This is a genomic window from Mitsuokella multacida DSM 20544 (assembly GCF_000155955.1).
In the GTDB taxonomy this organism is placed as follows: domain Bacteria; phylum Bacillota; class Negativicutes; order Selenomonadales; family Selenomonadaceae; genus Mitsuokella; species Mitsuokella multacida.
The window spans coordinates 1,230,949-1,245,132 of the sequence record NZ_GG697141.2; the positions used below are offsets into that span (position 1 = coordinate 1,230,949).

A 14,184-nucleotide genomic window follows, 5' to 3' on the forward strand; every position below is an offset into this window, starting at 1 on the left:
AAAGGAGGGACTATGTCCTTTTTCAATCGTTTTTTCCATCAGGATAAGCAGGACAAGCAGGACGGGCAGAAGGAACGTCCAGAGCAGGAAGAGGGTGTACAGCGGCCTGAAGTCCTGCCAATCGACCGCGAGATCGACGCGCTCTATCAGGCGCTCATCGACCTCATCGGCGCGGATTCGCTCGTCATCCAGGCCGGACGCATGAACGCGATGGACCTTCTGCGCTCCACGGGGCGCTGTGAGCGCGTGCTGGCCCTGCAGCGCATCCTCGACGAGGACCCGCTCTTGCATCCGGCTCCTCGCGAAGCGGAGCTGCCGGCCGTGCTCCAGCAGCTGACGGAGCGCATCGCCGAGAAGCGCGCGCGCAAGGACGTGGAAGACCGCATCGAGAAGAAGGTCAACGAGAAGCTTGAGCAGGAGCACCAGGACTACGTTGACGACATCCGCAAGCAGGTCATAAAGGAGGAGAAGCCGGACGCGGAGACGCCGCAGGATGCCGAGAAGCGCGCAAAGCTCGAAAAGCTCGACAGCATCCACCTGACGCAGTCCGTCATGGAGCTCTTGCGCCCGCGCGATTTCAGCGAGATCGTCGGCCAGGAGCGCGCCGTCAAATCCCTGCTCGCCAAGCTCTCCTCGCCGTACCCGCAGCACCTGCTGCTCTACGGCCCGCCGGGCGTCGGCAAGACGACGGCCGCGCGCCTCGTGCTCGAAGCGGCGCGCAAGAAGCCGGCCTCGCCGTTCCGCGAGGACGCGCCTTTTGTTGAGACGGACGGCACGACGCTGCGCTGGGACCCGCGCGACATCACGAATCCGCTCTTGGGCTCGGTGCACGATCCGATTTATCAGGGCGCGCAGAAGACGCTCGCGGACAGCGGCATCCCTGAGCCGAAGCCGGGCCTCGTCACGGAGGCACACGGCGGCATCCTCTTCATCGACGAGATCGGCGAGATGGACGAGATGTTGCAGAACAAGCTCCTGAAGGTCCTCGAGGACAAGCGCGCCTACTTCGAGTCGGCCTACTACGATCCGACGGACCCGAAGGTCCCGCCCTACATCCGCAAGCTCTTCGAGGAGGGCGCGCCGGCGGACTTCGTGCTGATCGGCGCGACGACGCGCGACGCCGGCCACATCAATCCGGCGCTGCGCTCGCGCTGTGCCGAGATCTACTTCGAGCCGCTGACGCCGAAGCACATCGAGGCCATCGTGCAGAACGCGGCTGCGAAGCTCAAGGTCGCGCTCGAGCCCGGCGTCGCAGCGTTGATTTCCGAGTACACGGTCGAGGGGCGCAAGGCCATCAACATCCTCGCCGATGCCTACAGCCTCGCGCTCGAGAAGGCCGATGGCAGGATGGAGGGCCTGACGATCGGCCGCGCGGCCGTCTACGAGGTCGCGCAGGTCTCGCGCCTCTACCAGTTCGTCACGAAGAAGGCGCGCCACACCGCCGTGCAGGGCCACATCTTCGGCCTCGGCGTCGCGGGCTTCCTCGGCTCCGTCATCGAGATCGAGGCCGTCGCCTTCTCTGCGCGTGAGAAGGGCAAGGGCACGGTGCGCTTCAACGAGACGGCCGGCAGCATGGCGAAGGACTCCGTCTTCAACGCCGCTTCGGTCATGCGCCAGTTGACCGGCAAGGACATCCACGACTACGATGTGCACATCAACGTCATCGGCGGCGGCAACATCGACGGGCCGAGTGCTGGCACGGCCATCCTCGCCTGCATCGTCAGCGCTGTGACGGGCCGCAGGATACGCCAGGACGTGGCCGTGACGGGCGAGATCTCGCTCGCGGGGCGCGTGCGCCCCGTGGGCGGCGTCTTCGAGAAGGCATACGGTGCACGCCAGGCCGGCATCAAGACGCTCGTGATCCCGAAGGAGAACGAGCGCGACATCCCAGAAGACCTCCTGGGCCTCGACATCCATGCGGTGGAGACGGCTGAGGAGGCATTCCAGCTGATTTTCGAGGAGGAATAAAGATGGCATTACCAGAGCGTGTGCCGCCTCAGAACATCGAGGCAGAACAGGCGGTCCTCGGTGCGATGATGATCAAGAAAGAGGCGATCGTCGAGGCGCAGGAGATCCTGCAGCCGGAAGATTTCTACCGCGAGGCGCACCGCCGCGTCTACGATGCGATGCTGAAGCTCGCCGAGAACGACGAGGCGGTCGACCTCGTCACGCTGACCGAGCAGCTGCGCAAGGACGGCGAGCTCGAGAAGGTCGGTGGCATCCCGTTCATCACGACGATCGCCAACATCGTGCCGACGGCGGCCAATGTTGCGTACCACGCGAAGATTGTCAAGGAGAAGGCCGAGCTGCGCCGCCTCATCGACGCGGCGACGGAGATTGCCAGCGCTGCCTATGAGGACACGCAGCCGGTCGAGAACATCATGGATGCGGCCGAGCAGAAGATCCTCGCCGTGGCGGGCGCACAGGCGTCAAATGGCTTCGAGTCGCTCAAGAGCATCATCATGCGGACGTTCGAGCATATCAACGTGCTCTACGAGTCGAAGGGTGGCATCACGGGCCTGCCGACGGGCTTCAAGGACCTCGACCGCCTGACGAGCGGCCTGCAGGCCTCCGACCTCATCCTCGTCGCCGCGCGCCCGTCGATGGGCAAGACGGCCTTCACGCTGAACATCGCCTCGTACGTCGGCCTGCACGGCGGCAAGGTCGCCTTCTTCTCGCTCGAGATGAGCAAGGAGCAGCTCATGCAGCGCATGCTCTGCTCCGAGGGTGACATCGATTCCCAGATGCTGCGCACGGGCCAGCTCGATGACGAGGACTGGTCGCATCTCGTCACCGTCGCCGACAAGCTCAACCGCGCGCCGATCTACATCGACGACACGGCGGGCATCACCGTCATGGACCTGCGCTCGAAGGCGCGCCGCCTCAAGGCGGAGCATGGCCTCGACCTCATCGTCATCGACTACCTGCAGCTCATGCAGGGCAGGCCGAGCAAGAACGGCGACAACCGCCAGCAGGAGATCTCCGAGATATCGCGCTCTCTCAAGGCGCTCGCGCGCGAGCTCAACGTGCCGGTCATCGCACTCTCGCAGCTCTCGCGCTCCGTCGAGGCGCGCCAGGTCAAGCGCCCGATGCTCTCCGACCTGCGCGAGTCCGGCTCCCTCGAGCAGGACGCCGACATCGTCATGTTCCTCTACCGCGAGGACTACTACGACAAGGATACGGACAAGAAGAACCAGACAGAAGTCATCATCGCCAAGCACCGCAATGGCCCTGTTGACACGGTCCGTCTCTACTTCCAGAAGGAGTACACGAAGTTCCGCGATATGATTCAGGAATGACGCTCTTTTTTCTTGACAAAACGCTCGCTTCGTTATACACTTGGATTATGAAAACGGTCTCATAACGAAGAATCAGAGTCAAACGAGAGGAATAAAGAAAGGGGAAATCTTCATGAAAGAGATTCGCTTGGACAGTCCGCTGAACGGACAGCTCATCGAATTGAAAGATGTCAAGGACCCGGCCTTCGCGAGCGGCGCGATGGGCAAGGGTGCTGCCGTCAAGGACCCGGACGGCAAGGTCTACTCGCCGGTCGACGGCACGGTCACGGTGCTCTTCGGCACGAAGCACGCCATCGGCATCCATGCTGAGGACGGTGCGGACATCCTGATCCACGTCGGCATCGACACGGTCAACCTCGGCGGCAAGTACTTCGACGCCAAGATTGCACAGGGCGATACGGTCAAGAAGGGCCAGCTGCTCTTGGAGTTCGACCCGGAGGGCATCAAGTCGGCCGCCTACGACACGACGACGCCGGTCCTCGTGACGAACGCCTTCGACTACGACAAGATCACGGTCGCGCTCGGCGATAAGGAGATCACGACGGTTACGGCAGAGCCGGCAGAAGAAGCCGCCCCGGAGGCGGATGCAGCCGCTGCGTCGGCGGAGCCGGAGGAAGACTACAGCGACCTGCCGAAGGAAGAACGCGTCGCGAAGCTCATCTGGAAGTACGTCGGCGGCCACGACAATGTCCGCAGCGCCGAGCACTGCGCGACGCGCCTGCGCCTGATCATCAACGACAAGTCGAAGCTCGACGCGAAGGCCATCGAGAACATCGACGGCGTCAAGGGCCAGTTCTTTGCAGCGGCTCAGTACCAGATCATCCTCGGCACGGGCTTTGTCGACAAGGTGTACGACGCCTTCGTCGCCGGCACGGGCCTCGCTGGTGCCAGCAACAACAAGGCTGAGGCATATGCACAGATGTCGATGGCCCAGAAGATCTCTCGCACGCTCGGCGACGTCTTCGTGCCGATTATCCCAGTCCTCGTCGCGACCGGTCTTTTCATGGGCCTGCGCGGCGCCTGCCTGAGCCTCGGCGTCCAGTTCAGTGACAACGTCCTGCGCATGAGCCAGATTCTCACGGATACGGCCTTCGCCTTCCTGCCAGCCCTCGTCTGCTGGTCCACGACGAAGCGCTTCGGCGGCACGCCGGTCATCGGCATCGTCCTCGGCCTCATGCTCGTCGCACCGCAGCTGCCGAACGCCTATGCGATTGCCGCCGGTGAAGCACAGCCGATCATGATGGACATCTTCGGCCTCAGCGTACCGGTCGTCGGCTATCAGGGCTCCGTCCTGCCGGCCCTCGTCCTCGGCATCTTTGCCGCGAAGCTTCAGAAATGGCTCAAGACCTTCATTCCGGACGTCATTGACCTCATCGTCACGCCGTTCCTGACGCTCTTCATCTCCATGATCCTCGGCCTCCTGATCGTCGGCCCAATCATGCACTGGATCGAGCTCGCCGTCTTCGGCGCCATCCAGACGTTCCTCGCCCTTCCGTACGGCGTCGGCGGCTTCATCGTTGGCGGCATCCATCAGGTCATCGTCGTCTTCGGTGTCCACCACGTCTTCAATGCCCTTGAGGTCCAGCTGCTCGCCACGACGGGCGTCGATCCGTTCAACGCCATCATCACGGGCGCTATCATCGCACAGGGCGGTGCCGCTGCCGCTGTTGCAGCGCGCACGAAGAATAAGAAGAAGCGCGCTCTCTACGTTTCCTCGATCGTACCGGCCTTCCTCGGCATCACGGAGCCGGTCATCTTCGGTATCAACCTGCGCCTCATGAAGCCGTTCCTCTATGCACTCGTCGGCGGCGCCTGCGCAGGCGGCATTGCCGGTTTCCTGCACCTCGCTGGCACGGGCATGGGCATCACGGTCCTGCCGGGTACACTCCTGTACCTCGATCACCTGCCGCAGTACATCCTCGTCAATGTCGTTGGTTTCGCCGTAGCGTTTGCTCTGACGTTCACGCTGTTTAACCCGGAAAAAGAGGACGAAGCGTAAGAACTACTGATGGGGCTGCCTGTTACGGCAGCCCTTTTCTTGTTATAGAAGGAGGATTCTCTAATGGAAAAGTTTGATAAGAAGGCCATCGACGCTAAGGTGGCGGCTGGCTTCCCACTGACGGACCGCTGGCACAACCGCTTCCATCTCGAGATGCCGTTCGGCCTCATCAACGACCCGAATGGCCTGACGTTCGCGGATGGCGAATACCATATCTTCTACCAGTGGAATCCGCTTGGCTGCGAGCACAAGAACAAGTGCTGGGCGCATGTCCGGACGCGCGACTTCGTCCACTACTCGATGCCGGAGCTCTCGCTCTGGCCGAGCGACGAGCACGACAAGGACGGCTGCTACTCGGGCTGCGGCTTCACGGAGAAGGGCAAGGTCCACGTCTTCTACACCTGCAACGCCAAGAATGACGGCGTGCGCACGCCGGCGCAGCGCTTCGGTACGCTGCAGGAGGACGGCCATGTCGAGAAGGGCGCGATCGTCGTGCCGGACAGCCCCGAGGGCATCACGGGCCACTTCCGCGATCCGTATCTCTTCCATCGCCATGGCAAGCGCTACTTCGTCATCGGCGCACAGGCTGACGAGGAGAAGCCGCGCGGCACGGTCCTCATCTACAAGGAGACGAAAGAGGGCTGGCAGAATCTCGGCGAGCTCAAGACGCGCCTTAAGGACTTCGGCTACATGTGGGAGTGCCCGAACATGCTGCACTTCGGCAGCTACGATGCGCTGATCTTCTGCCCGCAGGGACTCGAGGCGCGCGAGTTCGACCGCCAGAACATCTACCAGGCCGGCTACATCGCAGGCCACTTGTCGCTCGACAGCATGGACATGATGCAGCACACGAAATTCCAGGAGCTTGACCACGGCTTCGACTTCTACGCACCGCAGGTCGTCCAGCATGAAGGCCGCCACATCCTGCTCGGCTGGATGGGCATGCCCGACAAGGATGCCGAGTACCCGACGAGTGAGAAGGGCTGGATGTACAGCCTGACGCTGCCGCGCGTGCTGACCCTGCGCCAGGGGCACATCTTCTCGCGCCCGGCCGCAGAGCTCAAGGCCCTGCGCATCGAGAGCTCGGCCATCGACATCGATGCCGACATGGAGAGCAAGGTCCTCACGCGCCTGTTTGATGGCTCGGAGGTCCTTATGGACATCACGCTGGGCGAAGCGCAGAAGGTCACGATGACGCTGGCCTATGGCCTCGAGAAGACGGTCTTCGCGTACGACCGCACGACGCAGGTCATGACGATTGACCGCACGGGCATGAAGAACGGCGGCCGCGGCGTGCGCCGCTTCAAGATGTTCGTCGACAACGTGCTCTCGCTGCAGCTCTTCGTCGACCGCGTGGCCGTTGAGGCGTTCTTCCAGCACGGCGAAGAAGCGGCGAGCCTGCTCGTCTTCCCGGAGAAGAACATCCGCCCCGAGCTGCGCATCGAGGCAGACGCCCCGCTCGAGACCGTCACGGGCCGCGTCTGGGAGCTCGACGCCTTCCACTTCAATCCCTGATTCCCTGATACAGCGTACAGAAAAGCCCCGAAGCAACTGCTTCGGGGCTTTCTTGCAAACAGAACTGATGGGATCAGTTATTTACAGCACGTTTTTCTGGTGGGGCCGCCAACGCAACTCGGCGGATACGCTCAAATGGAATCTCTGCAAATGCATAGCGGATATCCAGATAAGTATCGGAACGTGTGAATGTAACTTTCTTCAATGTGAATTTCGTGGTAGCTTTGATACGTTCGATATAATACTGCGCGTCTTCCGCGGAGAAGGGACCCTGTTCGATGATAACGCGGATATTGTCGATCATCATGGGAAACACCTCCAACATAACCGACGGCATGACAGCAGGACTCGGACGGACCGGCTCCTTCTGTCATGCACAGAAAACTTGCGGACTGTTGTAAGCGATGATAGGGATAGGGGCGTATTCCTTCACAACTTACGGCTATTATACTACAGATTGAATCTGATGTTAACCTGTATTTTACGGCTATAGCTGGAAAACTGGTCCATTTTATGGAATTAATCTCATCCAGATAACGTTTTCTATATGAATTGTTGCATAATGGGCATAATTTCGCGTAAAAGATGCGGCAGAACTCTGAAATAGTCAAAGTCTTGCCGTATTTTGCATATATTGTTCACCGTTGGCCCGTGGTCAGGGCACGTCAGATGAAGTACATGAGGCTCTCAGCCGACTTCTCCTGGTCGATGGCCGTGAGGATGTCGTCGAGCGAGATGGCAGAGAGCGCCTTCTGGATGGCCTCGTCGAGCGGCGTGAAGACGCAGGAGGCGAGGGCGCGGTCGAGTTCGGGCATCTTCTCCTGGGCGGCGGGAGCCGTCTTTTCCATCAGGGAGAGCTCGATGGAGGAGAGGATGTCGTACGGCGTGATCTCGCGCGGTGGACGGGCCAGCTGGTAGCCGCCCTGGCTGCCCTTGATGGAGTTGACGAGGCGGGCGCGCTTCAGCAGGGAAAAGACCTGCTCGAGGTAGATCTTGGAGATGCCGAGCTTCTCCGAGATGCTGACAATCGTGATCGGCGTGCCAGCGGCGTAATTGCGCGCGAGATACGTCATGGCAGCGAGGCCATAGCGGCCTTTAGCAGAAATCTTCATCTATATTCCCTCGTTTCTCAGATAATCATATTGAAAATATATGTCATGCTTGTGTACTATATCATATTAAAAATGCAGGAAAAAGTCAATCCCTATTGACAAGCGGCAGGGGCTGTGCTACTATATAAACATATTAATCATATATGTTTTTACTTAGCATTGAACATAATCAGATAAATGGAGGTATTCACCATGGGTAAAATCTACAACAGCGTCACGGAACTGATTGGCGGCACGCCGCTCTTAAAGGCCAACAACTTCATCAAGGCCAATGGCCTCAAGGCTAACGTCTTCGTGAAGCTCGAGTACTTCAATCCGGCTGGCTCCGTCAAGGACCGCATCGCCAAGGCCATGATCGAGCAGGCTGAGAAGGATGGTAAGCTCAAGCCGGGCGCAACGATCATCGAGCCGACTTCCGGCAACACGGGTATCGGCCTCGCCAGCGTCGCAGCAGCCCGCGGTTATAAGGCCATCCTGACGATGCCGGAGACGATGAGTGTCGAGCGCCGCAACCTGCTCAAGGCATACGGTGCGAAGATTGTCCTGACGGACGGCTCGAAGGGCATGAAGGGCGCGATTGCCAAGGCAGAAGAACTCGCCAAGGAAACGCCGAACTCCTTCATTCCGGAGCAGTTCGCCAATCCGGCCAACCCGGCTGCCCATGAGGCGACGACGGGCCCGGAGATCTACAACGACCTCGACGGCAAAGTCGATGCCTTCATCGCTGGTGTCGGCACGGGCGGCACGCTCTCCGGTGTCGGCCACTACCTCAAGAAGCAGGACAAGGACATCCGCGTCGTCGCAGTCGAGCCGGAGACGAGCCCGGTTCTCTCGAAGGGTCAGGCTGGCCCGCACAAGATCCAGGGCATCGGCGCTGGCTTCGTGCCGGAGACGCTCGACACGAAGGTCTACGATGAGGTCATCGCTATCTCGAATGACGATGCCTTCAAGTATGGCCGCCAGTTCTCCCATGTCGAGGGCGTGCTCATCGGCATCTCCTCGGGCGCAGCTCTCGCAGCAGCCATCGAGCTCGCCAAGCGTCCGGAATTCGAGGGCAAGAACATCGTCGCCCTGCTGCCGGACACGGGCGACCGCTACCTCTCGACGGAACTTTTCGCTGAGTAAGAAGAATACCTCAAAGATCCACATATCTCACTCCAGAGACAGGGGCCAAGGGCCCCTGTCTTTTTTGTCTGGCATCAAAATTTTGTTGGATATGGGCAGAGATGGTATAATGAGGGAGTCTGAGTGTATGTATCGTGTATAGGAGGTCGCCGTCTTGCGTATTGTCGTGGTCGGGGCGGGCAAGCTGGGCTACAGCATTGCCGCGCTCCTCTCAAAAGAACAGTTCGATGTGATCGTCATCGATCACGATGAAAGCCAGCTGGAGGCGGTCAAGAACACGCTCGACGTGCTGACCATCTTCGCTAACGGCGCGAGCCCCATCACGATGAACGACCCCGACATCCGCGGGGCCGACATCCTCATCGCCGTGACGGCCAGCGATGAGGTCAACATGGTCGCCTGCATCCTCGCGAAGAAGCACGGCATCCGCCACACGATCGCCCGCATCCGCGACATGCAGTTCATGAGCGAGGCGAAGGACTACCTCAAGGAGAACTTCGACATCGACCTCATGCTCAACCCGGAGCTCATCACGGCGAACGAGATCAACCGCATCCTCATGACGCCGGCCGCCCTCGACGTCGAGGACTTCGCGCACGGCAAGATCCGGCTGTTCGAGACGAAGGTGCGTCGCTCGTCGCCGCTGGCGAACATCCCGCTCAAGGATATTGAATTCCCGAAGGGCGTGCTGGCCGGCATGATCTTCCGCGACCACCGCATGATTATCCCGCACGGCGACGACTGCCTGCTGCCGCACGACAATGCCTACTTCATCGGCATCCCGGAGGAGATCGAGAAGTTCAGCCAGACCTTCGTGCAGCGCAACGCCCGCAAGCTGCATCGCGTCGTCATCATCGGCGCGGGCCGCGCGGGCCGCGCGCTCGCGCCGATGCTCGAGAAGCAGGGCGTGCGCGTCAAGGTCATCGACAAGGACCCGGACCGCTGCCGCCTCATGGCGGACAAACTCGTCGACGGCATCGCCATCTGCGGTGACGGCACGGACATCGACCTCCTGACCGAGGAGGGCGTGGCCGAGGCGGACGTCGTCGTCTGCCTGACGGAGGACGACAAGCTCAACCTCATGCTGGCACTGCTCGCGCGCCACATGTCGCACAACAAGACGAAGACGGTCGTGCGCGTCGCGCGCAACGAGTACGTGGAGCTCATGGAGAAGGTCGGCGTCGACATCGTTCTCTCGGCCCGCCTGCTCTCAGCGAGCGAGGTCTTGGCCTTCGCGCGCCGCGGCGGCGTCGTCTCGGTCTCTCTGCTCGAGGGTGCCAAGGCCGAGGCCGTCGAGGTCATCGTGCAGGAGGGCGCACCCGTCGCGGGCAAGCCGCTGATGGAGGCCAAGCTGCCGCGCGCCTGCCTCGTCTGCGCCTACGTGCGCGACGGGGAGGCCGTGATCCCGAACGGTGCGACCGTCCTGCAGCCGGGCGACCGGACCATCCTCTTCATCCAGACGCAGTTCTCGAAGAAAGTCATGCAGTATTTCAAGGGCAGGGAATGAGATGATCAAGTTCCAACGGAGAAAACGCCAGCTGGACATCTTCTGGCTGCTCATGGGCAGCGTCGCGGAGATCATGGGACTCGCTCTCTTCGTGCCGTTTGCCGACAGCCTGCTCTGGCACGAAGAGGGCTGGATCTTCCTTGTGCCCGCCGTGCTCGCCATCGCGCTAGGCCTCTCCTTCAGCTGGCTCGGCCGCGACCACAAGCGCCAGATCAATGTCTGGGAGGGTGCGCTCTTCATGGTGCTCGTCTGGCCGCTGCTCTCCATCCTCGGCATGATGCCCTACGTGCTCTCCGGCATCCTAGTGAATCCTGTCGATGCCTTCTTCGAGAGCGTGGCGGCCGTCACGACGACGGGCGTCTCGTGCCTCAACTACGCGCGCGGCGACATGATGCGGGGCCTCGTCCTCTGGCACAGCATCCTCAACTGGCTCGGCGGCCTCAATTTCATCATCATCCTCTCGACGGTCCTGCCGCAGGTCAGCGGTTGCTTTGGCCTGACGCTCTCCGCGCGCCAGAGCATCTTCTTCAGCCCCGTCTGGAACAAGATGGCTGAGTCGGCGCGCCAGGGCTTTGGCGTTTACGCCAGCCTCACGGCGCTCTCCTGCCTGCTCTACCTCGCCGCCGGGCTCGACCCGTTCTCGGCGCTGACGCAGGCGATGGTGACGCTCTCGTCAAGCGGCTCGGCCGAACCGGGCTACTTCCTCGCGCGCGACAGCATCCCCTTGGAGCTTGCGGCCGGCGTCTCGATGCTCCTCTCGGGGCTCAACCCGCTGCTCTGCTGGAAGGTCTGGGACAGGCTGAGCTTCCGCCTGATGCTGCGCGACACGGAGCTGCAGGCGTACGCGGGGCTCTTCCTCGCGAGCGGCGCGCTCGTCGCCTGGAATCTCTGCCGCACGGGCACCTACGATGCGGCGGAGAGCCTGCGCTACGGGCTGTTCCAGGTCGCGGCCTTCCTGTCGACGGGCGGCTTCGTCTCCGCGCCGTGCTGGGACTGGCCGGACTTCTCGCGCCTCATGCTCTTCGTGCTCGTCTTCGTCGGCGGCTGCATCGGCTCGGCCGGCGGCGGGCTCAAGGTCATGCGCCTGCTCGTGCTCATGCGCATGAGCATGACGGAGATCCGCCATACGATGCACCCGCACATGGTCGTGAGCATCAAGGTCGACGGGCTGCCCGTGCCGATGAAGATCGTCGGCCGCATCCTGTCGTTCTTCTTCCTGTTCCTGAGCATCTTCATCATCTCGACGCTCGTCATCTCGCTTTCGGGCATCAGCCTCATGCAGGCGATGGGCGTCGCGGCGGGCTGCCTGACGAGCGCGGGCTCGACGGCCGACCTCTTCGGGATCTGGAGCTTCGCGGAGGCGCCCGGCTGGGTGAAGCTCTTCTGCACCTTCATCATGATCATCGGCCGCATCGAGCTCTTCTCGTTCTTCGTGCTGCTCGATGGCGGCATCCGCTCCGTCGGGCGCCATTGGTGATGCGATTCTATCGGTAAAAATGAAAGGGAAAGGACTGACGGCATGAACCAGAACATCATATGTTACGTACTCGGCCGCCTCGTCCTCGCGGAGGCCGTTATCCTCGGCATCCCCTTCCTCATGGCGCTCTACAGCTGGGAGAGGAGTGCGCCGGCCTTTGCCGTCTCCATCTGCATCTGCGTGCTCATGGGGCTCGCGCTGCGCGTGCACGGCCGTTCCGGCAACGAGCAGCTGACGATGCGCGAGGGCGCGGCCATCACGGGGCTCGGCTGGCTGCTCGCGACCTTCCTCGGCATGCTGCCGTACCTCCTGAGCGGCTCGCTCGGCTTCCTCGACGGCCTGTTCGAGAGCATCTCGGGTTTCACGGGCACAGGCGCGACCGTCATGACGAGCATCGAGTCACAGCCGTTCAGTATCCTGTTCTGGCGCATGATGACGCACTGGTTCGGCGGCCTCGGCATCATCGTCATCTTCATCGCGCTCTTGCCGCAGGCCGGCCAGAGCACGATCTACATGTACAACGCCGAGACGACGGGCCCGACGCGCGACCGCGTGCTGCCGCGCCTGCGCGAGATGACGCGCTCGCTCTTCCTCATGTACATGGTCTTCACGATGACGGCCTGCGTCATCTACCTCTGCTGCGGCCTCACCTTCCTCGACGCCATCGCGCACGCGATGAGCACGCTCGGCACGGGAGGCTTCTCGCTCTACGACGACAACGCCATGCACTTCGACAACCCCGCGCTCGAGGGCTGGATGACCTTCTTCATGATTCTCGCGGGCGGCAACTTCGGCCTCTACTACCGCGTCTGGAAAAAGGGACCGCGCGTGTTGAAGAACAACACGGAGTTCCGGGCCTACCTCGTGATCCTCGTGGCGGCCATGCTGCTGATCACCGTGAACCTCGTCGATGCGATGGGCATGCAGCCCGTCGAGGCCTTCCGCTATGCGAGCTTCCAGGTCGGCTCGCTCTCGACGACCGGCTTCGTCTCCGCCGACTTCGACCAGTGGCCGGCCTTCGCAAAGGGCGTCCTGATGCTGCTCATGATCAGCGGCGGCTGCGCCGGGTCGACGGCCAGCGGCGTCAAGATCTCCCGCGTCGTCCTGCTCGCCAAGAACGCCTGGGCCGTCGTGCACCAGAAACTCAGCCCGCGCCGCGTCATCCGCGCGCACATGAACGGCATCGAGGTCGGCAGCGACACTTTGCTGCGCGTCGGGCAGTTTTTCTTCCTCTACATCTTTTGCATTGTCTTTTGGGCGCTGCTTCTGACCTTCGACGGCATCGGCGCCTTCGACGCCCTCGGCATTAGCGTCACCACACTCGGCAACGTCGGCCCCGCCTTCGGCATCGCCGGCGCCACCTGCACCTTCGCCGGCCTCTCCGACTTCTCCAAGAGCATCCTCTGCATCGAGATGCTCATGGGCCGCCTTGAGCTCTTCACCTTGCTCGTCATGCTGAGCCCCGAATTCTGGAAGATCAGAAACCGCTGGTAAGGGAAGGAAAAGGTGCTGCGAAACGTTGTCGAGTGACATTCTCGTCTGGCGGGGGTACCTGTTTCGGCTTCGGCGTTCCGTTAATGTGTCCCATGGTACGCCTGCCTTTGAGGCTGTTTCGCCGCCTGCCGCATCGTTCTGACATCGGCGCGCTAGGGAAGACATCCTTGGGACACAGCCCTGCGGGCAGTCACTGCACGCCTGCAGGCGAAACAGGTACCCCCGCCTGTTAGGCATATCAGCAGTGCTTGGCCGGGGCTCGTGTTGGCTGTCTAGATGGAACGCAGCCACTTTTGGCGAAGGGGGAATCGCACAGTCCCGTCGCTCCGTTTGGGCGAGAACATAGAATTACTCTAGATGTGGATAGCCTGACTTCAGGGGCGGGGGGATGTATTCTGCCTGCAGGAGCGCAGCGATTGCCCAACGGGCTGTGCCCCCAGAAGGACTGGACTTCAGAGATACTATGTTGGAACGCCGCGGCAGGCGGCGAATCGTCATCGAGGTAAGAATGGTCATGGGGCACATTTAGCGGAGCGACGAAGCCAGAATACATCCCCCCGACCGCCACGCAGTATGCCAGAATGCGTTGAAGAAACCCCAGTCCGAAGCCGGAACAGGTCCACCCCGCCACGCGAGAAAAATCTAGAACGCGCTGT

General features: G+C 61.6%; 10 protein-coding genes. 8 read left to right on the forward strand and 2 right to left on the reverse strand.

Annotated features, from left to right (window positions below):
* Positions 1-12: 12 nt before the first annotated feature.
* From lonC to MITSMUL_RS05725, 4 genes are all read left to right on the forward strand, one after another.
* Positions 13-1,968 (forward strand): Lon family ATP-dependent protease, encoded by a 1,956-nt coding sequence (gene lonC, locus MITSMUL_RS05710; RefSeq protein WP_005840817.1) that lies wholly within the window; start codon positions 13-15, stop codon positions 1,966-1,968.
* A 2-nt stretch (positions 1,969-1,970) separates the two neighbouring features.
* The gene (gene dnaB / locus MITSMUL_RS05715; protein WP_005840818.1) at positions 1,971-3,299 is read left to right on the forward strand and encodes a replicative DNA helicase; all 1,329 of its coding nucleotides are present in this window, start codon (positions 1,971-1,973) and stop codon (positions 3,297-3,299) included.
* Positions 3,300-3,411: 112 nt separating this feature from the next.
* A complete protein-coding gene (locus tag MITSMUL_RS05720) occupies positions 3,412-5,298 on the forward strand; it encodes a glucose PTS transporter subunit IIA (RefSeq protein ID WP_040635588.1) in 1,887 nt (628 codons plus the stop codon).
* A 63-nt stretch (positions 5,299-5,361) separates the two neighbouring features.
* Positions 5,362-6,813 (forward strand): glycoside hydrolase family 32 protein, encoded by a 1,452-nt coding sequence (locus MITSMUL_RS05725; protein ID WP_005840822.1) that lies wholly within the window; start codon positions 5,362-5,364, stop codon positions 6,811-6,813.
* Between the two features lie 73 nt (positions 6,814-6,886).
* Here MITSMUL_RS05725 and MITSMUL_RS05730 read toward each other — a convergent pair whose 3' ends face one another.
* Together MITSMUL_RS05730 and MITSMUL_RS05735 are read right to left on the reverse strand one after the other, a co-directional pair.
* Complete coding sequence (locus MITSMUL_RS05730; RefSeq protein ID WP_040635936.1) at positions 6,887-7,120, reverse strand: hypothetical protein; 234 nt, start codon at positions 7,118-7,120, stop codon at positions 6,887-6,889.
* Positions 7,121-7,478: 358 nt separating this feature from the next.
* Positions 7,479-7,925, reverse strand: a complete 447-nt coding sequence (locus MITSMUL_RS05735; RefSeq protein ID WP_005840824.1) for an RrF2 family transcriptional regulator — start codon at positions 7,923-7,925, stop codon at positions 7,479-7,481.
* Positions 7,926-8,117: 192 nt separating this feature from the next.
* On the opposite strand from MITSMUL_RS05735, the gene cysK reads away from it, so the two are divergent.
* The 4 genes from cysK (at position 8,118) to MITSMUL_RS05755 (ending at position 13,528) form a co-directional block, all read left to right on the forward strand.
* A complete protein-coding gene (cysK, locus tag MITSMUL_RS05740; RefSeq protein ID WP_040635590.1) occupies positions 8,118-9,050 on the forward strand; it encodes a cysteine synthase A in 933 nt (310 codons plus the stop codon).
* Between the two features lie 154 nt (positions 9,051-9,204).
* Positions 9,205-10,557 carry a Trk system potassium transporter TrkA gene (trkA, locus tag MITSMUL_RS05745; RefSeq protein ID WP_040635592.1) on the forward strand — a complete coding sequence of 451 codons (1,353 nt, stop codon included), beginning with the start codon at positions 9,205-9,207 and terminating at the stop codon, positions 10,555-10,557.
* Position 10,558: 1 nt separating this feature from the next.
* Positions 10,559-12,034, forward strand: a complete 1,476-nt coding sequence (locus MITSMUL_RS05750) for a TrkH family potassium uptake protein (protein ID WP_005840827.1) — start codon at positions 10,559-10,561, stop codon at positions 12,032-12,034.
* A gap of 42 nt (positions 12,035-12,076) precedes the next feature.
* Complete coding sequence (locus MITSMUL_RS05755) at positions 12,077-13,528, forward strand: TrkH family potassium uptake protein (RefSeq protein WP_005840828.1); 1,452 nt, start codon at positions 12,077-12,079, stop codon at positions 13,526-13,528.
* Positions 13,529-14,184 lie beyond the last annotated feature (656 nt).